The 22,798-nt window shown below is 71.4% G+C and carries 25 protein-coding genes; 9 read left to right on the forward strand and 16 right to left on the reverse strand.

Features of this window, described 5'->3' with window-relative positions; genetic code table 11:
• Nucleotides 1–30: 30 nt before the first annotated feature.
• The gene (locus ACFU3E_RS03655) at nucleotides 31–1,443 is read left to right on the forward strand and encodes a condensation domain-containing protein (protein ID WP_384151376.1); all 1,413 of its coding nucleotides are present in this window, start codon (nucleotides 31–33) and stop codon (nucleotides 1,441–1,443) included.
• A 15-nt stretch (nucleotides 1,444–1,458) separates the two neighbouring features.
• Here the strand turns inward: ACFU3E_RS03655 and ccsB are convergent, their stop codons facing one another.
• From ccsB to hemL, 7 genes are all read right to left on the reverse strand, one after another.
• Nucleotides 1,459–2,538 carry a c-type cytochrome biogenesis protein CcsB gene (ccsB, locus tag ACFU3E_RS03660; protein ID WP_384151378.1) on the reverse strand — a complete coding sequence of 360 codons (1,080 nt, stop codon included), beginning with the start codon at nucleotides 2,536–2,538 and terminating at the stop codon, nucleotides 1,459–1,461.
• Nucleotides 2,535–4,277: a cytochrome c biogenesis protein ResB gene (locus tag ACFU3E_RS03665; protein WP_384151382.1), complete on the reverse strand. Its 1,743-nt coding sequence runs from the start codon at nucleotides 4,275–4,277 to the stop codon at nucleotides 2,535–2,537. Before ACFU3E_RS03665 ends, ccsB begins: the two co-directional genes overlap by 4 nt.
• A gap of 3 nt (nucleotides 4,278–4,280) precedes the next feature.
• Nucleotides 4,281–5,054: a cytochrome c biogenesis CcdA family protein gene (locus ACFU3E_RS03670; protein ID WP_384151385.1), complete on the reverse strand. Its 774-nt coding sequence runs from the start codon at nucleotides 5,052–5,054 to the stop codon at nucleotides 4,281–4,283.
• A 1-nt stretch (nucleotide 5,055) separates the two neighbouring features.
• The gene (locus tag ACFU3E_RS03675; protein WP_384151388.1) at nucleotides 5,056–5,685 is read right to left on the reverse strand and encodes a TlpA family protein disulfide reductase; all 630 of its coding nucleotides are present in this window, start codon (nucleotides 5,683–5,685) and stop codon (nucleotides 5,056–5,058) included.
• Between the two features lie 66 nt (nucleotides 5,686–5,751).
• Nucleotides 5,752–7,047, reverse strand: a complete 1,296-nt coding sequence (locus ACFU3E_RS03680) for a hypothetical protein (protein WP_384151391.1) — start codon at nucleotides 7,045–7,047, stop codon at nucleotides 5,752–5,754.
• 170 nt (nucleotides 7,048–7,217) lie between these two features.
• Nucleotides 7,218–7,916, reverse strand: a complete 699-nt coding sequence (locus ACFU3E_RS03685) for a histidine phosphatase family protein (RefSeq protein ID WP_384151394.1) — start codon at nucleotides 7,914–7,916, stop codon at nucleotides 7,218–7,220.
• Nucleotides 7,913–9,229: a glutamate-1-semialdehyde 2,1-aminomutase gene (hemL, locus tag ACFU3E_RS03690; RefSeq protein WP_384151397.1), complete on the reverse strand. Its 1,317-nt coding sequence runs from the start codon at nucleotides 9,227–9,229 to the stop codon at nucleotides 7,913–7,915. The genes ACFU3E_RS03685 and hemL overlap by 4 nt, the downstream gene beginning before the upstream one ends.
• 510 nt (nucleotides 9,230–9,739) lie before the next feature.
• Between hemL and ACFU3E_RS03695 the strand changes: the two genes are divergently transcribed.
• The gene (locus ACFU3E_RS03695; protein WP_003974483.1) at nucleotides 9,740–10,177 is read left to right on the forward strand and encodes a hypothetical protein; all 438 of its coding nucleotides are present in this window, start codon (nucleotides 9,740–9,742) and stop codon (nucleotides 10,175–10,177) included.
• Nucleotides 10,178–10,316: 139 nt separating this feature from the next.
• On the opposite strand, the gene ACFU3E_RS03700 is transcribed toward ACFU3E_RS03695, so the two are convergent.
• The 3 genes from ACFU3E_RS03700 to ACFU3E_RS03710 are packed head-to-tail and all read right to left on the reverse strand — an operon-like array spanning nucleotide 10,317 to nucleotide 13,144.
• Nucleotides 10,317–11,552, reverse strand: coding sequence for an MFS transporter (locus ACFU3E_RS03700; protein ID WP_384151400.1), 1,236 nt, complete (start codon nucleotides 11,550–11,552; stop codon nucleotides 10,317–10,319).
• Nucleotides 11,549–12,943: an NAD(P)-binding domain-containing protein gene (locus tag ACFU3E_RS03705; RefSeq protein ID WP_384151403.1), complete on the reverse strand. Its 1,395-nt coding sequence runs from the start codon at nucleotides 12,941–12,943 to the stop codon at nucleotides 11,549–11,551. Before ACFU3E_RS03705 ends, ACFU3E_RS03700 begins: the two co-directional genes overlap by 4 nt.
• Before the next feature lie 30 nt (nucleotides 12,944–12,973).
• Nucleotides 12,974–13,144 carry a hypothetical protein gene (locus ACFU3E_RS03710; RefSeq protein ID WP_384151406.1) on the reverse strand — a complete coding sequence of 57 codons (171 nt, stop codon included), beginning with the start codon at nucleotides 13,142–13,144 and terminating at the stop codon, nucleotides 12,974–12,976.
• Between the two features lie 84 nt (nucleotides 13,145–13,228).
• Between ACFU3E_RS03710 and ACFU3E_RS03715 the strand changes: the two genes are divergently transcribed.
• Nucleotides 13,229–13,594 (forward strand): ArsR/SmtB family transcription factor, encoded by a 366-nt coding sequence (locus tag ACFU3E_RS03715; protein WP_384151409.1) that lies wholly within the window; start codon nucleotides 13,229–13,231, stop codon nucleotides 13,592–13,594.
• 124 nt (nucleotides 13,595–13,718) lie between these two features.
• Here ACFU3E_RS03715 and ACFU3E_RS03720 read toward each other — a convergent pair whose 3' ends face one another.
• Genes ACFU3E_RS03720 through ACFU3E_RS03730 form a run of 3 tightly spaced genes read right to left on the reverse strand, consistent with a single transcriptional unit; the run spans nucleotide 13,719 to nucleotide 16,197 of the window.
• Nucleotides 13,719–14,783: an ArsO family NAD(P)H-dependent flavin-containing monooxygenase gene (locus ACFU3E_RS03720; protein WP_384151412.1), complete on the reverse strand. Its 1,065-nt coding sequence runs from the start codon at nucleotides 14,781–14,783 to the stop codon at nucleotides 13,719–13,721.
• Nucleotides 14,780–15,892: an ACR3 family arsenite efflux transporter gene (gene arsB / locus ACFU3E_RS03725; RefSeq protein ID WP_384151415.1), complete on the reverse strand. Its 1,113-nt coding sequence runs from the start codon at nucleotides 15,890–15,892 to the stop codon at nucleotides 14,780–14,782. Before arsB ends, ACFU3E_RS03720 begins: the two co-directional genes overlap by 4 nt.
• Nucleotides 15,889–16,197 (reverse strand): helix-turn-helix transcriptional regulator, encoded by a 309-nt coding sequence (locus ACFU3E_RS03730; protein WP_248506642.1) that lies wholly within the window; start codon nucleotides 16,195–16,197, stop codon nucleotides 15,889–15,891. The genes arsB and ACFU3E_RS03730 overlap by 4 nt, the downstream gene beginning before the upstream one ends.
• 71 nt (nucleotides 16,198–16,268) lie before the next feature.
• Between ACFU3E_RS03730 and ACFU3E_RS03735 the strand changes: the two genes are divergently transcribed.
• The 3 genes from ACFU3E_RS03735 to ACFU3E_RS03745 are packed head-to-tail and all read left to right on the forward strand — an operon-like array spanning nucleotide 16,269 to nucleotide 17,151.
• Nucleotides 16,269–16,487: a hypothetical protein gene (locus ACFU3E_RS03735; RefSeq protein ID WP_384151420.1), complete on the forward strand. Its 219-nt coding sequence runs from the start codon at nucleotides 16,269–16,271 to the stop codon at nucleotides 16,485–16,487.
• 41 nt (nucleotides 16,488–16,528) lie between these two features.
• On the forward strand, nucleotides 16,529–16,948 hold the full coding sequence (locus ACFU3E_RS03740) for an arsenate reductase ArsC (RefSeq protein ID WP_384151423.1): 420 nt from the start codon (nucleotides 16,529–16,531) through the stop codon (nucleotides 16,946–16,948).
• A gap of 5 nt (nucleotides 16,949–16,953) precedes the next feature.
• Complete coding sequence (locus tag ACFU3E_RS03745) at nucleotides 16,954–17,151, forward strand: hypothetical protein (protein WP_384151426.1); 198 nt, start codon at nucleotides 16,954–16,956, stop codon at nucleotides 17,149–17,151.
• 79 nt (nucleotides 17,152–17,230) lie between these two features.
• On the opposite strand, the gene ACFU3E_RS03750 is transcribed toward ACFU3E_RS03745, so the two are convergent.
• Nucleotides 17,231–17,878, reverse strand: coding sequence for a GPP34 family phosphoprotein (locus tag ACFU3E_RS03750; protein WP_384151429.1), 648 nt, complete (start codon nucleotides 17,876–17,878; stop codon nucleotides 17,231–17,233).
• Between the two features lie 94 nt (nucleotides 17,879–17,972).
• Between ACFU3E_RS03750 and ACFU3E_RS03755 the strand changes: the two genes are divergently transcribed.
• A complete protein-coding gene (locus ACFU3E_RS03755) occupies nucleotides 17,973–18,449 on the forward strand; it encodes a hypothetical protein (RefSeq protein WP_384151432.1) in 477 nt (158 codons plus the stop codon).
• 142 nt (nucleotides 18,450–18,591) lie between these two features.
• On the opposite strand, the gene ACFU3E_RS03760 is transcribed toward ACFU3E_RS03755, so the two are convergent.
• Nucleotides 18,592–18,951, reverse strand: coding sequence for a hypothetical protein (locus tag ACFU3E_RS03760; RefSeq protein WP_384151435.1), 360 nt, complete (start codon nucleotides 18,949–18,951; stop codon nucleotides 18,592–18,594).
• Between the two features lie 260 nt (nucleotides 18,952–19,211).
• Here ACFU3E_RS03760 and ACFU3E_RS03765 point away from each other — a divergent pair, with 260 nt between their 5' ends.
• Nucleotides 19,212–20,075, forward strand: coding sequence for a GNAT family N-acetyltransferase (locus tag ACFU3E_RS03765; protein WP_384151439.1), 864 nt, complete (start codon nucleotides 19,212–19,214; stop codon nucleotides 20,073–20,075).
• On the opposite strand, the gene ACFU3E_RS03770 is transcribed toward ACFU3E_RS03765, so the two are convergent.
• Entirely contained in the window at nucleotides 19,994–21,235 is a 1,242-nt protein-coding gene (locus ACFU3E_RS03770; RefSeq protein ID WP_384151443.1) for a LacI family DNA-binding transcriptional regulator, read from the reverse strand. The two genes, ACFU3E_RS03765 and ACFU3E_RS03770, sit on opposite strands and share 82 nt — an antisense overlap.
• A gap of 273 nt (nucleotides 21,236–21,508) precedes the next feature.
• Between ACFU3E_RS03770 and ACFU3E_RS03775 the strand changes: the two genes are divergently transcribed.
• Nucleotides 21,509–22,792, forward strand: a complete 1,284-nt coding sequence (locus tag ACFU3E_RS03775) for an ABC transporter substrate-binding protein (RefSeq protein WP_384151446.1) — start codon at nucleotides 21,509–21,511, stop codon at nucleotides 22,790–22,792.
• Nucleotides 22,793–22,798: the final 6 nt, after the last annotated feature.

The raw sequence follows: 22,798 nt of genomic DNA on the forward strand, positions 1-22,798 counted from the left end.
GTCTGTCCCACCTGCGAACGGAGACGCCCCGTGCGAATGACCGACATCCAGCGCTGCGAGGTCCGGCCTGGACGACTCGTCGAATGGACGCTCAGTCCGGCGACCGTCGCGACGGCGAAGGCCCTGCCGGAGGACTCCAGGCCGCCCGCCTACATCCAGGAGTCACATCTGCGGACGGCACGGTCGGTGCGCGAGGACGGGCTGTTCGTGCCGACCTGGATCGGCGCGGCCTTCGACCTCCCGGGCCGGGTCGACCTGGACGCCCTCGGGGAGGCGCTGCGCGGCTGGACGCTGCGGCACGAGACGCTGCGCAGCGGCTTCCGCTGGGCGGGCGGCCCGGGCGACTCGCTCCGCCGCTTCACCCTCGACCCGGCCTCCGTCTCCCTGCACCGCGAGGACGCCGGTGAGTTCACCGACCCGGCGGCCCTGGCCCAGCACCTCCAGGACCGCTTCGACACCACCGCCGACGCGCTGCGCTGGCCGAACCTCATCTACACGGCCGTCGTCCGGGACGACTCCACCAGCGTGTACATGGCCTTCGACCACAGCAACGTCGACGCGTTCTCCATCTACCGCATCCCGGCGGAGATCCAGGAGCTGTACGCCGGTCACCTCACGGGCCGCGCCCCGGAGCAGTCCCCGGTCTCCAGCTACGTCGACTTCTGCGAGGCCGAGCGGGCGGACGCGGACCGGCTCGACGCGGACCACGAGATCGTCGCCCGCTGGCGGGAGTTCATCCGGCGCTGCGACGGGCGGCTGCCGGGCTTCCCCGTCGACCTCGGGCTGGAGCCCGGCGGCGGGCTGCCGACGCAGAAGCTCATGCGCGAGATGCTCGTGGACGCGGACGCCGCCGCCGCCTTCGAGGCGTACTGCCGCCCCTACGGCGGTTCCCTGGTCGGGCTGCTGGCCGCGACGGCCCTGATCGTCCACGAGATCGGCGGTGAGCCCGTCTACCGGACGGTGGTGCCCTTCCACACCCGGGCGAAGTCCGCGTACTCGGACTCGGTGGGCTGGTACGTCGGCGGCGCGCCGATCGAGGTGCCGGTCGCCGAGACGCCCGACTTCCCCGCCGCGCTGAAGACCGTACGCGCCGCCCTGCACGCCACCCGGCCGCTGGCCCGGATGCCGCTGGCCCGGGTGCTGCGGCTGCTCGGCGCGGACTTCCGGCCGACGTCCCCCGACATGTACTCGATCGTGTCGTTCGCCGACGCCCGCGGCATCCCCGAGTCCGCCGGCTGGACCGAGCGCAACGCCTACGGCCTGATCCGGGTGTCGTACGGCGACCAGGTCTGCGCCTGGGTCACCCGGCTCCACGAGGGGCTGTGGTTCGCGGCCCGCTACCCCGACACCGATGTCGCGCACAAGAACCTGCGGCTGTACGCCGACCGGCTGCGCGACATCATCGTGTCGGTCGCGGACCGCGCTCCCGCCCTCCGGCGGTGAGGTGCCCGGCGGGGCCTAGACGCCCGCGTACGAGTGCTTGCCGGAGACGAAGATGTTCACGCCGTAGTAGTTGAACAGCCAGCAGCCGAAGGCGATCAGGGCCAGGTAGGCGGCCTTGCGGCCCTTCCAGCCGGCGGTGGCGCGGGCGTGCAGGTAGCCGGCGTAGGCGACCCAGGTGATGAAGGACCAGGTCTCCTTCGGGTCCCAGCCCCAGTAGCGGCCCCAGGCGTCGCCGGCCCAGATGGCGCCCGCGATGATCGTGAACGTCCACAGCGGGAAGACGGCCGCGTTGACGCGGTAGGAGAACTTGTCGAGGGAGGCCGAGGAGGGCAGCCGCTCCAGGACGGAGGTCGCGAAGGTGCCGGGCGTGCCGCCGCTCGCGAGCTTGCTCTCGTAGGAGTCCTTGAAGAGGTACAGGATCGTGCCGACCGCGCCCACGTAGAAGACCGCGCCGCAGAAGATCGCCGTGGAGACGTGGATGTACAGCCAGTACGAGTGCAGCGCCGGGACCAGCTGGTCGCTGGCGGTGTAGAGGACCGTGACCGCCAGGCCCAGGTCGAGCAGGACCGAGGTGATCAGGAACAGGCCGAGCCAGCGCACGTTCTTCTTCAGCGCCAGCAGCCCGAGGTACACGCCGACGGCGACCGTGGAGAACGTGATGTTGAACTCGTACATGTTGCCCCACGGGGCCCGCTCCACCGACAGGGCGCGGGTCAGGACACCGCCGAACTCGATCAGGAAGGCGAGCACCGTGAGGGAGATGGCGATCCGGCCGTACAGGTCACCCTGCGCGTCCCCGCCGTGCGCCCCGGGGCCGTCCGGCACGTCGCGCTGACCGGCGGCGGCCCGCACGGTGACCTTCGGCCGCTCCAGCACGGCGGTGCCGCCGGCCTGGTTCACGGTGACGGCCGGTGCCTTCCTGGCGTCCGGCTCGGTGGTGAGCGCGGCGGCGGTCCGGGCGACCTTGCTGCGGCTGCCGAAGAGCCATTCGGCGATGTACGCGAAGAAGGCCAGGGTGTAGACGGCCATCGCGGAGTAGATCAGCACATTGCTGATCTCCGCGAGGTTTTCGTTGGTGGCGGCGGCGAGAGTCACTTCTCAGCCCCTTCGGCAGGTACGGGGGTTTCGGTACCCGGCTCCTGGTCGGTGTCGGGGGAATCTGCGGGGTCGTCGGGGCCGGGCGCGCCCGGTGCCTGCTCGTAGAGGGTGCCGGCGAGGTCGCCCAGTTCTTCGGGGACCTTGGCGGACTCGCTGCGGCCGAGGCCGGCCATCTCGACGACGGTGACGCCGTCGGCGCCCCAGACCGCGCGCACCCAGACGCGGCGGCGCTGGATGAACAGGGAGGCGGCGAGGCCGCCGATCGCGGCGAGGGCACCGGCCAGCGCCCAGCCGCTGCCGGGCTGCTGGACGACCTGGAAGCCGGCCCACTCCTTGATGTCCTTGCCGAAGGTGACCGTACCGGCGCCGTTCGGGAGCTTCATGGTCTCGCCGGGCCGCAGCAGCTTCTTGAAGAGCTTGCCCTCGGAGTCCTTGAACTCCTTCATGTTGCTCTTGTCCATCTGGTACACGCTCTGCGGGATGCCCGAGTCGGCTCCCAGGTCGCCGTGGTAGGCGGACAGCGCGAGCAGCGGACTGTCCAGCGCCGGGAACTGCGACAGCATCGTGCCGCTGGCGGAGCCGCCGAAGGTCGGCACGAAGAACGCGTTGAAGCCGAGCTGTTCCTTCTTGCCCTGGGTGTTGCGGTAGCCGTCGAGGACCTTGACGACACCGGAGGAGGTGACGTTGGCGTCCAGCGGCAGCAGCGGTACGGCGTCGTCGAAGACGACCTTGCCCTTGGCGTCGCGGACGGTGATGACGGGTGCGTAGCCGTGGCTGACGAGGTAGACCTTGGAGTCGCCGATCTCCAGCGGGTGGTTCACCCGGACGGTGGTGTTCTCGTCCTTGCCGAAGGCGCCCGAGCTGTAGGTGAGGTCGGCCCGGTAGACGCGCGGGGTGCCCTTGTTGGGGCCGGTGCGCTCGTAGGTGCCGGTGAACTTCTTCAGGTTGAAGCTGAACGGCACCAGGTCGTCGGACGTGAAGAGGTTGCCGGACTTGAAGTCGTCGTACTGGGTGAGGGTGTTGGAGAAGCCGTCGCCCTCGACGACGAGCTTGTTGCCCTCGGACTTGAAGAGCTGGCCCCAGGCGAAGGCGATCAGCATCACGATGAGGGCGATGTGGAAGGCGAGGTTGCCCACCTCGCGCAGGTAGCCCTTCTCGGCGGCGACGGCATCCCCGGTGACGTGGGCGCGGAAGCGGCGCTTCTTCAGCAGGGCCAGGGCCGCCTCGCGGACCTGCTCGGGTTCGGCCGTGGTGCGCCAGGTGGTGTGCGCGGGCAGCCGGGTCAGGCGCTTGGGCGCGCCCGGCGGACGGCCGCGCAGCTGGCCCACGAACTGCCAGGTGCGAGGCACGATGCAGCCGATGAGGGAGACGAACAGCAGGATGTAGATCGCGGAGAACCACACCGAGCTGTAGACGTGGAACATGCCGATCTTGTCGTAGACGTCCGAGAGGGTGGGATGCGCCTCGCGGAAGTCGGCGACCTTCGTCTCGTCCTGGCCGGTCTGCGGGATCAGCGAGCCGGGGATCGCGCCGAGCGAGAGCAGCAGGAGCAGCAGCAGGGCGACCCGCATGGAGGTCAACTGCCGCCAGAACCAGCGGGCCCAGCCGATGACGCCCAGGGCGGGCAGGTGCGGCGCCTCCTCCTTGGGGGCGGTGGACAGCTGGGAGCCGGCGTCGCCCAGCTCCTGGTCCTCGGCGGCGGACGGGGACGGGTCGGAGGCGGTGGTCTTGCTCATCGATCAGATCCCCACAGTGAAGCCGTCGGACCAGACCTGCATCTCCTGCACGATGCGGTCCCACGCGCCGGTCAGCAGCAGCAGACCGGTCACGATCATCATGGTGCCGCCGACCCGCATCACCCAGACGTAGTGGCGCTTGATCCAGCCGAAGGCTCCGAGGGCCTTGCGGAAGGCGACCGCGGCGAGCACGAACGGCACGCCCAGGCCCAGACAGTACGCGATGGTCAGGACGGCGCCGCGGCCCGCGCTGCCCTGGTCCAGGGCGAGGGTCTGCACGGCGGCCAGGGTCGGGCCGATGCAGGGCGTCCAGCCGATGCCGAACAGCGCACCGAGCACGGGGGCGCCGGCCAGACCGGCCGCCGGCTTCTTGTGGAAACGGAACTCGCGCTGCGTGAGCCAGGGCATCAGCCCCATGAAGAAGACGCCCATGAGGATCATGAAGACCCCCAGGACCTTGGTCAGCACGCCCCGCTCGTCCTGGAGTGTCTGGCCGAAGTATCCGAAGAAGGCCCCGCCGGAGACGAAGACGGCCGTGAAGCCGAGCACGAACAGCGAGGCCCCGGCGACCATCCGCCCGCGCCGTGCCTCGGCCAGGTCGGTGCCGCTGACTCCGGTGACGTAGGAGAGGTAACCGGGCACCAGCGGCAGCACGCACGGCGAGAAGAAGGAGACGAGGCCGCCGAGCAGCGCGATCGGCAGGGCCACCAGCAGGGCGCCGTTGAGTACCGTGCCGTTGGGGTCCGCGACCGCGGCGAGCGTGGTGACTGCGCTCACGTCACTTCTCCGCGACGACCGGCTTGAGCATCTTCAGCAGCCGTTCCTCGCTGAGGGCGGACAGCGAGCGGGCCGCGATCTTCCCGTCCCGGTCGAGCACGAGCGTGGAGGGGACCGTCTGCGGGTTGAGCGTGCCCCTCTCGAAGCGGAGCATCAGCTTTCCGGTCGGGTCGTACAGGCTCGGGTAGGGGATCCCGAAGTCCTCCTCGAAGGCGGTGGCGGACTTCAGGTTGGTGTCCCGGGTGTTGATGCCGACGAACTGCACGCCCTTGCCGGCGTACGCCTTGGAGACCTTCGCGAAGTACTTGGCCTCGGCGCGGCAGGGGTTGCACCAGGATCCCCACACGTTGAGGACGACGACCTTGCCCTTGTAGTCGGCGACGTCGAGGGTCTTGCCGGTGATGGTCCTGCCGGACAGGTCGGGTGCCGGGGTGCGCTCGCCCTTGGCGGCCGTGGCGATGCCGTCGGTGCCGGTGACGAAGTTGGTGTTGCCGCCTCCGCCGGAGGTGCCGCCGGAGCCGCACGCGGAGACGAGCAGCGCGGCCGCGGCGAGACCGGCGGTCAGCGCGGCGTGACGGCGGACACGGCGGGCGCGGTTCGAGCGCAGGGGGGCACGGCTGGCGGCACTCATGTGAAAAGTTTCGCATGCCCGTTCTGGGACTCTCGCCCACCCCCCTTGCGGGCGGAAAACCGCATTTCAGGCGGCGTTCCGCGAGGTGTCTCCGCTGGGCGTGGACGTCTGGCCGGTGAACTCCCGCCAGCCACCGGCCGGCTGCTGCCCGACGCCGAGCGTGCGGAGCTTGGCGAGCACCTCGGGCTTCTGCGCGTCGAGCCAGTCGGTGAACTGGCGGAAGGAGACCAGACGCACATCCGCGCCCTTCTCCTTCTCGCGCGCGATGTGCTTGAAGGACTCCTCGACGGCGTCCATGTAGATGCCGCCGTTCCACTGCTCGAAGTGGTTGCCGATGAAGAGAGGCGCCCGGTTTGTCTCGTATGCTCGCTTGAATCCCTGGATGTACGCCTGCGCCGACTGCTCACGCCAGCCCGGGTAGTTGTGGGCCGGGGCCTTCGTGGAGTTCAGGGACTGGTTGGCCAGCATGTTGTAGTCCATCGACAGGACCTCGAAGCCGCGGCCGGGGAAAGGTATCTGCTGCAGGGGCAGGTCCCATATGCCCTGGCGCTTGGCGGGCCACACCTGGAGGCCGCCGGGCGAGGAGGCGTCGTAGCGCCAGCCGAGCTCGCGGGCGGTGGGCAGCAGGTTGTCCTGGCCGAGCAGGCAGGGCGTACGGCCGCCGACGAGTTCCTTGTCGTAGTCGAACGGCAGCGCGGGCAGGTCGGTCCAGCCGGTGTTGGTGCGCCACTCCTTCACGAACGACTTCGCCTGGTCGATCTCGCTGCGCCACTGCCGGGGCGTCCAGTTCTTGACCGAGCCGTGGGACTCGCCACAGAAGTGCCCGTTGAAGTGGGTGCCGATCTCGTGGCCCTCCAGCCAGGCGCGGTGGACGTTCTTCAGGGTGTCCTTGATGTGCGCGTCGGTGAGGTAGCCGATGTCGGAGGCGCCGCGCGGGTTGTTCGGCGGGTCGTAGAGGCGCTTCTTCGACTCGGGCAGCAGGTACAGCCCCGACAGGAAGAAGGTCATGCTCGCGCCGTGCTCCTCGGCGAGGTCCAGGAAGCGCGGGAAGAGGCCGTTGCCGACCTCTCCGGCGCCGTCCCAGGAGAACACGACGAACTGCGGCGGGGTCTGGCCCGGCTCAAGCGGCTCGGGCTTGCCGGGCTGGCGGGGCTGCTTGCCGGTGTGGGAGGTGGAGCCGTCGCCGATGGGGCGGGCGGTGGGCTCGGGCTTGGACTTCGATCCGCCCTGTGCGGAGTCGCCGCCGGAACCGCCGGCGCGGCCGGAGTCGTCCGAGCCCATGAGACCGCCGCATCCGGTGAGCGAGACAGCGGCGGCTCCCGCGCCGAGTCCGAGCATTCCCCTGCGGGAGAGAGCGCGCATGGCATCCCCGATTCGTCACGTCGTGCTGGTCACCCAGTGAGAGGACGTGACGAACGCGGAGGTTCCGCTGATATTTGCAGATTCCGTAACGAAAGAGTCGTAAACGATCAGAAGGGGGCGAACGGCAAGCGCTCACGCGCCTGCCGAACGCCCGGGCCGGGCCCGCGCGACTACGCGCCGAACGCCTTGCCCTGGCCCTTCACCGGCTTCGCACCGGCGAGGAGGTGGGCCGGGACGAGGTCGCGGGCCGGCTCGGCGTAGCCGACGGAGACGATCCGGTCGCCCCGGTACGTGAAGGTCGTCAGCGAGGCGAGCGTGCACTGGCGCTTGCGCGGATCGTGCCAGAGGCGGCGGCGCTCCACGTACGACCGGACGATCCAGATGGGCAGCTGGTGGCTGACCACGACCGCCTCGTGCCCCCGGGCCTTGTCCTTCGCCGCACTCATCGCGCTCATCATGCGGACGACCTGGTCCAGGTACGGCTCGCCCCAGGACGGCCGGAACGGGTTGACCAGGTGCTTCCAGTTGCCGGGCTTGCGCAGCGCCCCGTCCCCGACGCCGAACGTCTTGCCCTGGAAGATGTTCTCGGCCTCGATCAGCCGCTCATCCGTGGCGAGGCCGAGCCCGTGCGCCTTGGCGATCGGCTCGGCCGTCTCCTGCGCCCGCTCCAGCGGCGAGGCGACGACGTGCGTCACATCGCGGCCGGACAGGTGCTCGGCGACCCGGTCGGCCATGCGGCGGCCCAGGTCGGAGAGGTGGTAGCCCGGGAGGCGGCCGTAGAGGATGCCGTCCGGGTTGGCGACCTCGCCGTGTCGCATGAGGTGGACGACGGTGATGTCCTGGGCGCTGTTGTTCCGCTGGTCGCTCATGCCGTCGCCTCCGCGGCCGCCCGGGCCGCCGCCGGAAGGGCGTCGGCGATCCGCTGCACGGCCCGCTCGTCGTGCGCGGTCGACACGAACCACGACTCGAAGGAGGACGGCGGCAGGTAGACGCCGCTGGCGAGCAGCGAGTGGAAGAACGCGGTGAAGCGGAAGGACTCCTGCGCCTTGGCGTCCTCGTAGTTCCGCACGGGACGGTCGGTGAAGAACACGGAGAACATGTTGGAGGCGGTCTGCAGCCGGTGCGCGACGCCCTCCTTGGCCAGGGCCTCGGTGACGAGCCCCTGGATCTCCTTCGACACGGCGTCGACCTTGGCGTAGGCGGCGTCGTCGAGGAGCCGCAGCTGGGCGAGCCCGGCGGCGGTGGCGACGGGGTTACCGGAGAGCGTGCCGGCCTGGTAGACGGGCCCGGCCGGGGCGAGGTGCGCCATGACGTCCGCGCGCCCGCCGAAGGCCGCCGCGGGGAAGCCGCCGCCCATGACCTTGCCGAAGGTCATCAGGTCCGGGACGACGCCGTCGACCCCGAACCACCCGGCGCGGCTGGTCCGGAAGCCGGTCATGACCTCGTCCGACACGTAGAGGGCGCCGTTCTCGGCGCAGAGGTCCTTCAGGCCCTGGTTGAACCCGTCGGCGGGCGGTACGACGCCCATGTTGCCCGGGGAGGCCTCGGTGATCACGCAGGCGACCTCGCCGGGGTGGGCCCGGAAGGCCTCGCGTACGGCGTCGAGGTCGTTGTACGGCAGGACGATGGTGTCGCCGGCCTGGGCGCCGGTGACGCCCGGGGTGTCGGGCAGCGCGAAGGTGGCGACGCCGCTGCCGGCCGCGGCGAGCAGCGAGTCGACGTGCCCGTGGTAGCACCCGGCGAACTTGATCACCTTGGTGCGCTGCGTGAACCCGCGCGCGAGCCGGATGGCGGACATCGTCGCCTCGGTCCCGCTGGACACGAGCCGCACCTGCTCCAGTGGCGCGACCCGGGCGGTCATCTCCTCGGCGAGCGCGACCTCGCCCTCACCGGGCGTACCGAAGGACGTACCGCGGGAGACGGCGTCCTGCACGGCGGCGATGACCTCGGGATGGGAGTGCCCGAGGATCATGGGCCCCCAGGAGCACACGAGATCGACGTACTCCCTGCCGTCGGCATCGGTCAGATAGGGGCCGGTGCCGGACACCATGAACCGCGGCGTGCCGCCGACGGCCCGGAAGGCCCGCACCGGTGAGTTCACGCCCCCGGGCGTGACGGCCGCCGCGCGGTCGAAAAGAGCCTGCGAGGCCGGTGCTTCATACGGATATGTCAGTTCACTCATGACCTGCGACTTCTCCGACCTTCTCCGACGCTGTCGGGCTCCGGGTGTCAGTGACCTGTTCAGGGTAGGCCAGGGGCGAGGGGGGACGGGGCGGGGGACAACCGGCCCCCCGGCCCCCCGGCGTCTGCGAGACTGGGCCCTGATACACACAGCTCAAGCGGCCAGGGGTGGTCGGAGGCTGCGGAGATCCTGCGGACAGATGTTTCAGCGCACGTTTCGGCGGGCGGCCGTGGGGGAGGTCACTGACACGATGATCGGGTTGCGCGGCGGGGGCGACGCGTTCTGGAAAAGCAGTCGGGTGGAGATATGCATCGCGGTGGCGGACTGGGCGAGGGGACCGACGACCTGGGTCCTCGACGTGCCCGGCGGGGAAGGCACCGGCGCGAGGCGGAGGAGGCTCCGGAGCCGCGTCAGACACAGGGCCGGCCGAGTGAACCGGAGCGGGCCGCCGGACGTACTGAACGCCGAGTGGACGATCTTCGGGCCGGGAGCAGCGGGAATGGTGGTCGGGTGGGGGTGACGTACAAGTACTTCGGTGCGCCCGACGGCGCGACCGCGGCCCGCGTACCGATCTCGATGCGCCCCGAGGAGCTCGGCGGCGACGAGCTCGGCATGAACGGCATGTTCACGAAGATCAAGCCGGAGACCATGGCGGCGATGGTCCTCACGGGCATCGAGGGCGTCCCCCTGCACAAGGTCCCGCCCCTGGAACTGGTCGTCCTGCACCCCGACTACGCGGTGGTCAAGCTCCCCATGACGGTCGTCGATCCCCTGCGCGGCATCGGCGAGGAGGCGGTGGGCGCGGCAGCGTTCATCTGGTCGACCGTCCCGGACCGGGGCGGCCCCCGGGACGCGTTCAACGTCTACCAACTGCTGCACGAGTGGCAGGACTTCAGCCACCGGCTGCATGAGGCGGGGCATCAGCCGTATTGCCTGGTGTGGCCCTGAGCCGGAGTTCCACCAGTAGCGGGCGGGGTCTTCGGGCCTCGCCCTTTTCCGTGCCGGAGAGGAGCCGTCAGACGGCCGGCGCACATGGAGGCACATGGTTCCGGAGCGCCCACGACGACGCGGGAGGCGGGCGGGGCCCCTACGCGCTCCTGGGCCGGTTGTCGGCGTCAGGAGTGGTCCAGGCCGCGGTGAACGCGGCGGTCATGGAGATGACGGCCAGGAGCACGAAGAGGTGGCTGTACCCGAGTGGCGCGGCGAGCGCCGCTCCGGCGAAGGGAGCCATGGCGGCCGCGAGGGTTGCCGGGGCCGCGAGCAGTCCGGAGAGCCGACCGTAGTGGGTGGCGCCCCAGCGGTCGGTGACGGCGGTGGCCTGCAGCAGGGTGAGATTGCCCCGGACCAGGCCGGCCGCGACCGACACGGCGAGCAGCAAGGCGTAGGGGCCCGACGTGGCGGCGAACGCGGCGGTGGTGAGGCCGCCGAGAACGATCAGGATCATCGTGCGGGCCGTCACGGGGGTGCGACGGGCCAGTGCGGCGTACAGGGTGCGGCCGAGGGTTTGTCCGGCCCCGCCGAGCCCAAGAGCCCAGGCTGCTTGGCTGGTCGTGTAGCCGCGTTCCAGGAGAAGCGGGACGAGGGCCACGACGACGGCGTACATCGCGAACGCCGACAGCGTGAAGGCGGTTGCGAGCAGGAGGAAGGGCTTGCTGCGCTCGGCTCCGGACACTCCGGTGGCCGCGAGCGCGGTGGTGGATGGGGCCTCGGGCCAGGGGCCACGCAGCGCCAGAGCGTGGGCGGGGATGGTGACGGTGGCGAGGATGGCGGCCAGTACGAGGTAGGTGTGGCGCCAGGAGAGGTGGTCGGCGAGCAGGGCGGTCAACGGCGCGAAGACGGTGGAGGCCAGGCCGCCGGCGAGGGTGACGATCGTCAGGGCCCGAATGTGGCCGGGGGCCCACCAGCGGGTGAGGGCGGCGAAGGCGGGCTGGTAGAAGGTCGCCGCCATCGCGAGTCCGGCGAAGGCCCAGCCGAAGAAGAAGACGGGCAAGTTGGGAGCCGTGGCGACCACCAGCAGGCTGGTGGCGCCGATGGCCGAGCCGATCGTCATGACGGCGCGCGGGCCACGCCGGTCGAGGATGCGCCCGACACGGATTCCGGCGAGCGCGGAGACGACGAGGCCGAGCGAGAACGCCGCCGTGGTCGCTCCGGCCGGCCAGCCGGTCGCGGCGGTGATCTGTGGGTTGAGGACGGGGAAGGCGTAGTAGACGATGCCCCAGCTCACGATCTGCGTCAGGCAGAGGGCGGGGAGAGCGGCGCGGGGCCGCGACCGGTCCGCTGTTCCGGTCGCGGCCCCGCTGTCGCGGGTTTTGGGGCCGGTCACGAGCCGCAGCAGCCGCCCGCCGGAGCTTCCTCGGCGGCCGCGCCCACCGCCGCGGGCGCGGTGAGCCGTACGAGCTGGGGTTCCGGGGCGGCGCAGCAGCCGCCGTCGGTCTGCTGGGGGTCGGGGGTGTCGAACAGGCCCGCGCCGCCGCAGACTCCGGTCTCGGGGAGGGTGAGTTCGACGCGGTCGGCGGAGTCGAGGTCGCCGGCGATGGCCGCGGCGACGGAGCGGACCTGCTCGTACCCGGTCATGGCCAGGAAGGTGGGGGCGCGGCCGTAGGACTTCATGCCGACCAGGTAGAGGCCCTGTTCGGGGTGGGAGAGCTCGCGGTGGCCGTGCGGGTAGACGGTGCCGCAGGAGTGCTGGTTGGGGTCGATCAGCGGGGCGAGTCCCACCGGGGCCTGGAGGCGCTCGTCCAGGCCCAGGCGCAGCTCGTCCAGGAAGGACAGATCGGAGCGGAACCCGGTGAGCGCGATCACCTCGTCCACCGCGTCCAGACGGCGTCCGTCCTCGCCGACCAGGACCAGGCGTCCGTCGTCGTCGCGTTCGAACGCCTCGGTGCGGAAGCCGGTGACCGCGTCCGCGTGCCCCTTGTCGACGGCGGCCTTCGCGGCGAGGCCGAGCGCGCCGCGGGCGGGGAGCTGGTCGGCGGTGCCGCCTCCGAAGGTGGAGCCCGAGATCCCGCGGCGCAGGATCCACACCGTGTGCGTCCCCGCACCGTCCTCGGACTCGGCCAGCTCGGCGAGGTAGGCGAGCGCGGTGAAGGCGGAGGCACCGGAGCCGATGACGGCCGTGCGCCGACCCGCGTACCGGGCCCGGACGGTCGGGTTCTTCAGATCCGGCACGCGGTAGGCGATCCGGTCGGACGCCGCCTTCTCGCCGAGCGCGGGCAGGCCGCTGCCGCCGGCCGGGCCGGCCGTGGCCCAGGTACCGGAGGCGTCGATCACCGCGCGGGCGACGATGCGCTCCTCGCGGCCGTCTGCGTACTCGACGTGCACGACGAAGGGCTGCGTCTCCCGTTCGGCGTCGACGATCCGGTCGCGGCCGGCCCGGGAGACACCGGTGACCGTGGCGCCGGTGCGGACCTTGTCGCCGAGGGCGTCGGCGAGCGGCCGCAGGTACTGCTCGGCCCAGTCGCCGCCGGACGGGTACGTCGCCGGGTCGGGGCGCGTCCAGCCGGTGGGGGCGAGGAGCTTCTCGGCGACCGGGTCGACGACCTCCCCCCAGGTCGAGAACAGGCGCACATGACTCCACTCACGAACGGCCGCGCCCGCACGGCCGCCCGCTTCCAGAACGAGGGGCTCGATGCCGCGCTCGAGGAGGTGGGCGGCGGCGGCGAGTCCGGCGGGGCCGGCTCCGATGACGGCGACGGGGAGCTGCTGGGTGCTCATGATGCTCGGTCTCCTTGAGGGGCGAGGGAGTCAGCGCGCGTGGGTGAAGGCGGTCAGCCGGGTGTGCTGCCGACGTTCGGCCGCCCGGGTGGCGCTGTCGCCGACCTGAGCGCGACTGTCACAGAAGCCGACGCCGGCCAGGTGGCGGGCGGTGCGGCGGGTCCGGGTCGCGGTGAGCACGGTACGGAGGGTGGTGGTCACGACGACTCCTTGCTTCGATACCTGTCGATACCTGCCGACACCTCGGAGCTTGCCACCCGTATCGACGAGTGTCAACATAGACACATGTCGAAACCAGAGGTCGCGGAACTGCCCGTCCTGCAGGACGGTGACGTCGTGCCGTGCTGCCCGCCGATCACCGCCGGGGAACTGTCCCAGGCGGACGCGGAGAAGATGGCCGCCATGTTCAAGGCGCTGTCGGACCCGGTGCGCCTGCGCCTGTTCTCCAAGATCGCCTCGCATCCGGGCGGGGAGGCGTGCGTCTGCGACATCGCCGACGTCGGCGTCTCGCAGCCGACCGTCTCCCATCACCTGAAGAAGCTGCGCGAGGCCGGCCTGCTGACCTCCGAACGGCGCGGCACCTGGGTCTACTACCAGGTCGCCCCGTCCGTGGTGGCGGCCATGGCCGCCATGCTCGACCTGCGCGGCTGACCGCCGCCCGAGCCGTCCGCGGTCAGGCACCACAGCCGGGCGGGCGGCAGCGCGGCGGGTGCCGGGGAGCGGCAGCCCGCCCGGCAGCCGGCCTCCGGGCGTGCCGTACCGGATGGTCGCGGGGTCAGGGAGCCAGCTGACGCGCGATCTGATGAGCCGCCTCGCGGGCAGGGCGGCCCACGCCGATGAGGGTGGCGGAGGCAGGGCCGGTCCAGTCTCCGTAGCCGAGCAGGTGCAGGCGGGGTTCGCCGACCGCCTGGGTCCCGGAGGTCGCGACGTGGCCGCGCGGGCCGCGCAGCCCGAGCGGGGCGAGGTGAGCCAGAGCCGGCCGGAATCCGGTGGCCCAGAGGATCGCGTCCGCGTCCGACCGGCTGTCGTCCGCCCACTGAACGCCGGTGGCGGTCAGCCGGCGGAACATCGGCCGGGCGCCCAGGAGCCCGGCGTCGCGAGCGGCGCGGACGGGCGGGACGGCGACGACGTCTCCGAGTGAGGCGACTCCGCCGGTGTCGCCGCGGCCCTCGTCGAGGGCGCGGCGGCGTGCGGTGGCGACGCCGAACAGGACGCGGCCGTCGATGTCGTCGGGGAGGAAGCGGGGCGGGCGCCGGGTCACCCACGTCGTCTCGACGCGGCCGTCCAGAGCGAGATCGGCGGCGATCTGGGCGCCGGAGTTGCCTCCTCCGACGACGAGGACGCGCTGACCGGCGAAGTCGGACGGGCGGCGGTAGTGCACGGTGTGCAGCTGCCTGCCGGTGAAGTCGCTGCTGCCCGGAACGACGGGGGCGAAGGGCCGCGACCAGGTGCCGGTGGCGCTGATGACGGCGCGGGCCCGCCAGGTGCCGGAGTCGGCCTCCACCAGGAGCCGGCCGCCGTCGCGGTGCACGGCGTCCACGCGGATGCCGTGCTGGACGGGCAGGTCGTAGCGCTTCTCGTAGTCGGTGAGGTAGTCCACCACGTGCCCGGCGTCCGGGTAGGTCTCGCCGGGCTGGGCGGGCATGAGCCGGCCGGGCAGGGAGGAGTGGTCGGCCGGGGAGAACAGGTGCAGCGAGTCCCACATGTGCTGCCAGGACCCGCCCGGCGCCGGATCGGCGTCGAGGACGGTGAAGGCGGCGCCCTGGCGGCGCAGGTGGTAGCCGGCGGCGAGCCCTGCCTGACCGCCGCCGACCACCACCACGTCCACGTGCTGTGTCACGGGGCCGTGGTCACCGCGCCGGTGGTGAACTTCTTGCGCCAGGCGAGCGCGACGTAGACCAGGCCGATCAGCACCGGGACTTCGATGAGCGGTCCGACGACGCCGGACAGGGCCTGGCCGGAGGTGACGCCGAAGGTGGCGATGGCGACCGCGATGGCCAGCTCGAAGTTGTTGCCCGCCGCGGTGAAGGCCAGCGTGGTGGTCCGGTCGTAGGCGAGCCCCAGGCCCTTTCCGAGGAGGAAGGTGCCGAAGAACATGACCGCGAAGTAGACCAGCAGCGGCAGCGCGATCCGGGCGACGTCCCACGGCTGGGAGGTGATGGTCCTGCCCTGCAGGGCGAAGAGGATGACGATCGTGAACAGCAGCCCGTACAGCGCCCACGGCCCGATCTTCGGCAGGAAGCGCCGCTCGTAGGACTCGCGGCCCATCTTCCTCTCACCGATCCGGCGGGTCAGGAAGCCGGCCAGCAGCGGGACGCCGAGGAAGATGACCACGTTCAGGGCGATCTCCCCCGTCGAGATGTCCAGGTGCTCGCCGTCGCCCAGGCCCAGCCAGCCGGGCAGCAGGTCGAGGTAGAACCAGCCCAGCAGGCCGAACGCCAGAACCTGGAAGACCGAGTTGAGCGCGACGAGCACGGCCGCGGCCTCGCGGTCGCCGCAGGCGAGGTCGTTCCAGATGATGACCATGGCGATGCAGCGGGCCAGGCCGACGATGATCAGCCCGGTGCGGTACTCGGGCAGGTCCGGCAGGAAGACCCACGCCAGGGCGAACATGACCGCGGGTCCGAGGACCCAGTTGATGACCAGGGAGGAGATCATCAGCTTCCGGTCGCCGGTGACGGCGTCCAGCCTGTCGTAGCGGACCTTCGCCAGGACCGGATACATCATGATCAGCAGGCCGAGCGCGATCGGCAGGGAGATACCGCCGACCTCCACCTTCGCCAGCGCGTCGTTCAGCCCTGGGACAACCCGTCCGAGCCCGAGACCGACGGCCATGGCGATCAGGATCCACACCGCCAGGTAGCGGTCGAGGGTGGAGAGCTTCCTGACGATCGAGTCGCCCCCGTCCCCGGCCTGAGCGGAGGCAGTGGTGGGCTCGGTGGAGGTCACGGGCAGGCCCTCTTGTTCTCGGCGGCGGTGCGGGCGGACTCGGCCAGGTCGGCGAACTGCCCGGCGAGCTGGGCGATGACGTCGGGGCGCAGCTTGTAGTAGGTGAAGCGCCCGCACGGCTCGGTCTCGACGACCCCGGCCTCGCGCAGGACTCTCAGATGGTTGGAGAGGTTGGTCTGCCGGGCGCCGGTCTCCTCGACGAGGTGGGTGGTGCACAGCGTCTCGCGGGCGAGCAGGGTCACGATCTGGAGCCTGAGCGGATCGGCCAGCACCCGGATCAGGTCAGTGTCGACTGACGTCATCATGGGCTGATACTGTCACATCACCCGGCACTGATACCAGCTGGGGCTGACCTATGGGATCGAAAGGGTCTTCCATGCCCGCCGCCCCCACGCCCGCCCTGCCCGACGAGCGCCTTGCCACCGGCACGGCCCGCCTCGCCACCCTGCACGCCGGCCGCTTCGCGGTGGAGACCGTGCAGCGCCTGCTCACCGACTCCCACCAGCGTCCGGCCGCGATGGGAGTCGTCCGCCGGATCCGCGACGACATCGACCATCGGATCACCGGCCTGCTCGCCGGCCTGCCGAGCACCTGACACTCCGCACCACCTGCCACCACTTCGTGAAGGAAGAACGCATGCCCTCCGCTCCGCTCGCCTCCGTGCTGTTCGTCTGCGTCCACAACGCCGGCCGCTCCCAGATGGCCGCCGGCTTCCTCCAGCACCTCGCGGGCGACCGCATCGAGGTCCGCTCCGCCGGATCCGTCCCCGGCGACCAGGTCAACCCGGCCGCTGTGGAGGCGATGAAGGAGGTCGGTGTCGACATCGCCGGCGCCAGGCCGAAGATCCTGACCACCGAGGCCGTCCAGGCGTCCGACTACGTCATCACCATGGGCTGCGGCGACGCCTGCCCCGTCTTTCCCGGCAAGAAGTACCTCGACTGGGCCCTGGAGGACCCGGCCGGCCAGGGCGTCGAAGCCGTCCGCCCCATCCGCGACGAGATCAAGACCCGCATCGAGGCCCTGATCACCGAGATCGACGCGAAGCAGGAGGCGTGACGTCCATGTCGGACACCGGGGCACGCGAGGTCATCGTCATCGGCTCCGGCCCCGCCGGACACACCGCTGCCCTCTCCACGGCCCGCGCCGAGCTCAAGCCGCTCGTCTCCGGCGGCGCCGTCTTCGCGCTCGAGGCCGAGCGCTACCGCGCCGCACTCCACGCCGGCGGCGCCGAGGCCGCGTTGACCGCCGTCCCGGTCTGACTGCCCGCGCGGACGGGTCGCCCTGTCCGGCGGGCGGACCCGGCCGGCGGGTCCGCTCACGCCTCGGGTGGTGCCTTCCCTACAGGGCGGACGAGGCGATGACCGCGGTGAGAGCGGCGACCGTGGTGCGGATCGTGTCTCCCAGGGCCGCGGCCGGGCCTTGCCCCTCGGCGATCGCGGCCAGACGGTACTCGCGCGCCTCCGCCCAGGGGCCCTGCGGCATGACGGCCTGGAGGCCCGCGTGGTGCAGCACGGTGATCAGCGCCGCCGTGCGCTCATCGGGGTCCTGGCCCCGCACGAGGACGGCTGCCAGCCGTCCTCGCAGCGCCGCGAGTTCCGACAGGCCCGTGACCGGGTACTTCACCGATCCGAAGGCGCCGAAGACCCGTCGTCCCTGCTCCCGTACCAGTCCCTTCGCCGACAGCCCCTGATACGCCGTGCCGAGTGCCTGCTCGCGTACGGCCAGCAGCCACTCCCGGGGCGTCTCCTCGGGATGGCTCCGCAAGTGCTCGGCCACGGCCGCGGCCGCCGGATCCACCGGCCTCGACGCTCCGGCGACGCCGAGTGCGCCGTCACGCTCCGTCAGGTATCCGGAGAGGCTCAGCTCCAGCAGGGCGGCCGCCGAAACCGCCAGGGACACCCGCAGCGGCGCCTCGCGCAGGGTGCCGGTCTCTTCGTCCAGTGCGAGCAGCACGATCTGCTCGCCGATCGTCAGATCCTCAGTCACAAGATCCCCTCTCCCGGGAGGGGGGAGGCACCAGCAGGAAGCCGGGGTTCCCGGCAGCCTCGGCGACGTCAGGCTCGAGCGCGGACATCGGACTGTGCGCCGCGAAGAGGGCAGGCTCGCCCCGCAGCATGGCCCTGTCCGCAGCAAACTCGCCGACCGCTTCCGCACCCGGTTCCGGGTCGCCGACCAGCACGGCCCCTACCCCGCCATGGCACTCGGCGGATCGGGCCGCCCAGTCGACTCCGTCACGAGCAACCTGGGCCACCTCCTGGCCACCGGCATCCTCAACGCCGACGAGACGGCCACAGTCGCCGCACGGCTCGCCGCCCCGGACATGCCCGACGCGTACGGGCTGCGCACGATGTCGTCCCGGTCCGGCGGCTACGGCCCGCCGCGCCACCACTGCGGCACCGTCCGGCCCCATGACACCGCCGTCGCCTCCTCGCCCGCGCCGGACACCCCGAGGCCGCCGCCCGGCTCATCGAGGGCATCCTCGACGCGGCCGCGGCCTTCGACTACCGGCTGCCGGAACTGTGGGGCGGCGGCGCCCGCGCGGAGACCCGGCCCATGAGCCTGGACGCCGACGGCGGCCGGGCGGCGTTTTCCGGCCGCACGACCCGCGACCCGCTGAACGGGACCCCGGCGGCGACGGGACCGGCGCGGGCCGGGCGTCGGTGAGGGCCCCGTCGGCGCGTATCGAAACGGCCCGGTGGTCAGTGGTCGGAGTAGCTGAAATCCCCGACGGTCCAGGCGCTGACGTCCTCGATCGCGACGCGGTACATCCCGCCCGTCTCCGGGATCCCCACCGTGCCCTGCAGGATGCGGGCGACATGGAAGTGCAGATGCGTGGGCGGCCCGTCCGTCTTCGCCGGGGTGTCGAAGACGGCGGAGAACTCCCCCAGTCGGGCGGAGCCCGTCAGCACCTCCGAGACCCGCTGCCGCCACACGGCTTCTGGAGCCAGCCGACCGGTGATGACAGCACCACCGGCGACCACGGTCAGGGACATCTGATTGCTCAGCCCGGACTCCACACGGGCAGCGATGTCAACGATGAGCTCGTCAGGCTTCGGCATGGAACCGGATTCTATGCACCGGCCCGCCCGGGCGCCTCGGGCCCTGGCTAATCGGGCCCTTGGCCGGCTTCACCACCGGGTGGGACTTCTCGCCGTCCGCGATCTTCTCGGTCACCTTTCCGGCAGGGCCCTTCAGGTGCCGGGGTCCGGTCGCCCGCCGGTCCGAGCCGGTCCCCTCCGGCCTCCCGGCGGGTGGGATGAGCCGCCCGCCCGACGGGCAGTACGAGTGCGGTGGCGGTCGGTGAACTGAGGGGGACCTGGTGCGTGATCTCACGGAGTCGGTCGAATCGATGGAGCAACTCGCCGCGGTCTGGCGGCTCATGGTGCTCGACCGGGATCCGCGGGCCGATGTGCGGGACCTGCCGGGTGTCGCCGTGCGGTGGGCCGACTGCCGGTTCGCCTTCTGGAACTGCGTGACCCTGACCGACGTCGGCGCGGACGCCGGGTCGCTGAGGCAGCGGCTGGGCCAGGCCGCCGGGATCATGCGGTCGAAGTCCCGCCCCGGGTTTCTGTGGGTCTTCGAGGACCTGCTCGACGACGAGGCTCGTGCCGTCCTCGGAGAGGCCGCCGGGGCAGCGGGGCTCGCCTACGCCTTTCCCGGTACCGGCATGGCGGGAGATCTGCTGCCGGTTCCCGAGCCCGTCCACCCCGAGCTGACCTTCGCGCGCGTCAGTGACGACGAACTGCTGCGGGCCTACGCGGACATCAACGCGCGTGCCTACGGGTTTCCGCTGGAGGACGGGCGGGACGGACTCGCCGGGTCCTCGCTCTGGAAGAGCCGGGTGTTCGCGTATCTGGGGCTGCGGGACGGGGTCCCCGTGACCTGCGCCGCCACCGTCGAGGCGGACGGGAGGCTCTTCGTCGTGCTCGTCGCCACCGATCCGGCGTGGGAGCGGCACGGGTACGGCGAGGCCGTGACGCGCAAGGCGCTGCATGAGGGGGCCCGCGCCACCGGGCTGACCCGGGCGACGCTGCACGCGACCGCCGCCGGAGCGCCCGTGTATCCGCGGATCGGGTTCGAGCCGAACTCCCCGATCCGGTTCTACTCCCTCGCGGAACCCTCCGAACTTGCCGAACCCGCCGAACTCGTGGAACCCGCGGCCCCCGCGGGCCCTGCGGGCTGATCCGCCGGACGAGTCGCAGCCGTGGTCGCGGGTGCGGTAACCGCCGTGGTCCCGGGCGCGGTCGCAGCCGTGGTCGCGGGCGCGGTCGCAGCCGTGGTCGCGGGCGCCGTCGCACTCGCCGTCGCCACCGTCGTCGCGGCCACCGGAGCCGTCGTGCCCCGGGGGATCACATGCGTCGGCAGGACGATGTGGCGTTCGTGGTCGCCGTCCGAGTCGTCAATGAGCTTCAGGGCCAGGTCCCCGGCCAGCCGGCCCATCTCCGACGGAGACTGCGCCACCGTCGACAGGTCGAACCAGTCCGCCAGCGGCTGGTCGTCGAAGCCGAGGACCGAGACGCGCTCGGGCACCGCGATCTGTGTCTTGCGGAGGTTCCAGACGAGGGCGACCGCGACCTCGTCCTGCTCGGCGAAGACGGCGGTGGGCGGCTCGCGCAGGCTGAGCAGCGTGCCGAGGGACTCGGCAGCCGCCCGCTTGCTGCCGACCCGCGTGGACACCACCAGGTCGTCGTCGAGCGGCACCCCCGCTTCGGTGAGTGCCTGCTGGTAGCCCAGCAGCCGTTCGTTGGAGCTGAAGGTGAAGCCGCTCGCGCCCTCGGTCAGGACGAAGGCGATGCGGCGGTGGCCGAGGTTGAGCAGGTGCCGGGTGCCGTGCAGGGCGCCGACGACGTCGTCGGCGTAGACGCTCGGGCGTCCCTCGACGTGCTGGCTGACGTAGATCACCGGCATGCCCAGGTCGTCCAGCCGGGCCGTCTCCTCGTCGGTGAGGTCGAAGGAGAACACCAGGAGGGCGTCGGCGTTGCGGCGGGCCGGGAGGTGCTCGAAGAACGACGTGCGCTCGGCCAGGTCCGGGATCTCGTAGACGTTCAGCTGCAGGCCCGCCGCCCGCAGCAGCGGGGCCAGGCTGGACAGGGCGGAGCCCATGAACCACGAGTTGAGCGTCGGGACCATCACCGCGACCGTCCCGGTCCTGCCCGTGACGAGGCTTGCCGCCTGACGTGACACGGCGAACTCGAGCTCACGCGCGGCCTTCTCGACTCGGGCGCGCACCTCCGGCGAGACCGTGGACAGACCGCGCAGCGTGCGGGAGACGGTGGAGGTGGAGACCCCGGCCCGTTCGGCGACGTCGGCCATCGTGGGGTGCCGCTGTTGGGCTGGAGGCATGGGCCGGACGTTAGCACAGGGATGCGCTCTCCGAGCCAGGACCGTGACAGCGCTTTCATCCCATGAGGACCCTGCCGGTCAGCCCATTACCCACAGGTAACGCATTGACTTCACCCCAGCACGCCCCTAGCTTGCAAGCGTTGTCCCGGCAGTCCCCGGGGCCTAACCGTCAGGTCCGCATCCTCGCCTATGACCTGCGGTTTTACTCCCCTTCATCCGTGACAACGCAGTCTCACAAGCCCTGAACCCGGTTCCGCACGACCAGGAGAGACAGTGACGACCAGAACCACCAGCAGAGCAGCCGCGATCGCCGCCTCCGGGCTCCTCCTCACCGCCTGCGGCTCCTCCGGCGGCAGCTCCGGGCCATCCGGTACCCCGGCGTTCGAGGGGCGCGGCCCCATCACGTACGTGGCCGGCAAGGACACCACCGGCACCGTCCAGCCGATGCTCGACCGCTGGAACGAGGCACACCCCAAGGAGAAGGTCACCTTCATCCAGTTGCCGACCGACGCGGACGCCCAGCGGCAGCAGATGATCCAGAACGCGGAGACGAAGTCCGACGCCTACACGGTGCTGTCCCTCGACGTCGTGTGGACCTCGGAGTTCGCCGCCCACCAATGGATCGACCCACTGCCCGGCGAGCGGTTCCCGCTGGGGAAGATGCTGAAGCCGGTGGTGGAGACCGCGCGGTACCGGGGCGGGCTGTACGCGGTACCGGCCAGCTCGGACGGCGGCATGCTCTACTACCGCACCGATCTGCTGAAGAAGGCCGGAGTCGCCCAGCCCCCCAGGACCTGGGCGGAGATGACCGCCGCCTGCGCCGAGGTGAAGAAGCTCCCCGAGGCCAAGAGCATGTCCTGCTACGCCGGGCAGTTCCAGAAGTACGAGGGCCTGACGGTGAACTTCGCCGAGGCGGTGAACTCCGCGGGCGGCACCGTCACCGACGCGAGCGGCAAGCCGGACGTCGACACCCCCGAAGCCAGGAAGGGCCTGGACTTCCTCGCCCGTTCCTTCAAGGACGGAACGATCCCGAAGGAGGCCGTCACCTACCAGGAGGAGGACGGCCGGCAGGCCTTCCAGTCCGGCAAGCTGGTCTTCCACCGCAACTGGCCGTACGTGTACTCCCTGGCACAGAAGAGCGGCATCAAGGGCAAGTACGGGGTCGCGCCCCTGCCCGGTCTGAACGGGCCCGGCTCCTCCAGCCTCGGCGGCCACAACATGGCCGTGTCCTCGTCGGCGAAGAACAAGGCGACGGCCCTGGACTTCATCGAGTTCATGACGAGCGAGAAGAACACCCGGACCCTGCTGGAGAGCGCCTCCCTGGCCCCGCCGTACGCCTCCCTCTACGACGACCGGGAGCTCATCGGGCAGTACCCGTATCTGCCGGTACTCAAGGAGTCCATCCTGCGGGCCGTCCCGCGTCCCCGGGTGGTGCCGTACGGCGATGTCACCGCCGCGGTCCAGCAGGAGGCGTACGCCGTCCTGAACGGGGGCAAGAGCAGTGCCCAGGCGCTGAAGGACCTGCAAGAGGCGCTGCGGAAGGCCGTGGCGCAGTGAGGGCCG

Origin of the sequence: Streptomyces sp. NPDC057424 (assembly GCF_042803315.1) — a bacterium.
Taxonomy (GTDB): domain Bacteria; phylum Actinomycetota; class Actinomycetes; order Streptomycetales; family Streptomycetaceae; genus Streptomyces.

What these genes read in the sequence shown, in the direction of transcription:
- ACFU3E_RS03665 (WP_384151382.1), bottom strand. Translation starts at nt 4,277, where the DNA reads ATGAGCAAGACCACCGCCTCCGACCCGTCCCCGTCCGCCGCCGAGGAC.
- ACFU3E_RS03675 (WP_384151388.1), bottom strand. Translation starts at nt 5,685, where the DNA reads ATGAGTGCCGCCAGCCGTGCCCCCCTGCGCTCGAACCGCGCCCGCCGT.
- ACFU3E_RS03680 (WP_384151391.1), bottom strand. Translation starts at nt 7,047, where the DNA reads ATGCGCGCTCTCTCCCGCAGGGGAATGCTCGGACTCGGCGCGGGAGCC.
- ACFU3E_RS03685 (WP_384151394.1), bottom strand. Translation starts at nt 7,916, where the DNA reads ATGAGCGACCAGCGGAACAACAGCGCCCAGGACATCACCGTCGTCCAC.
- hemL (WP_384151397.1), bottom strand. Translation starts at nt 9,229, where the DNA reads ATGAGTGAACTGACATATCCGTATGAAGCACCGGCCTCGCAGGCTCTT.
- ACFU3E_RS03705 (WP_384151403.1), bottom strand. Translation starts at nt 12,943, where the DNA reads ATGAGCACCCAGCAGCTCCCCGTCGCCGTCATCGGAGCCGGCCCCGCC.
- ACFU3E_RS03715 (WP_384151409.1), top strand. Translation starts at nt 13,229, where the DNA reads ATGTCGAAACCAGAGGTCGCGGAACTGCCCGTCCTGCAGGACGGTGAC.
- ACFU3E_RS03730 (WP_248506642.1), bottom strand. Translation starts at nt 16,197, where the DNA reads ATGATGACGTCAGTCGACACTGACCTGATCCGGGTGCTGGCCGATCCG.
- ACFU3E_RS03735 (WP_384151420.1), top strand. Translation starts at nt 16,269, where the DNA reads ATGCCCGCCGCCCCCACGCCCGCCCTGCCCGACGAGCGCCTTGCCACC.
- ACFU3E_RS03740 (WP_384151423.1), top strand. Translation starts at nt 16,529, where the DNA reads ATGCCCTCCGCTCCGCTCGCCTCCGTGCTGTTCGTCTGCGTCCACAAC.
- ACFU3E_RS03745 (WP_384151426.1), top strand. Translation starts at nt 16,954, where the DNA reads ATGTCGGACACCGGGGCACGCGAGGTCATCGTCATCGGCTCCGGCCCC.
- ACFU3E_RS03760 (WP_384151435.1), bottom strand. Translation starts at nt 18,951, where the DNA reads ATGCCGAAGCCTGACGAGCTCATCGTTGACATCGCTGCCCGTGTGGAG.
- ACFU3E_RS03770 (WP_384151443.1), bottom strand. Translation starts at nt 21,235, where the DNA reads ATGCCTCCAGCCCAACAGCGGCACCCCACGATGGCCGACGTCGCCGAA.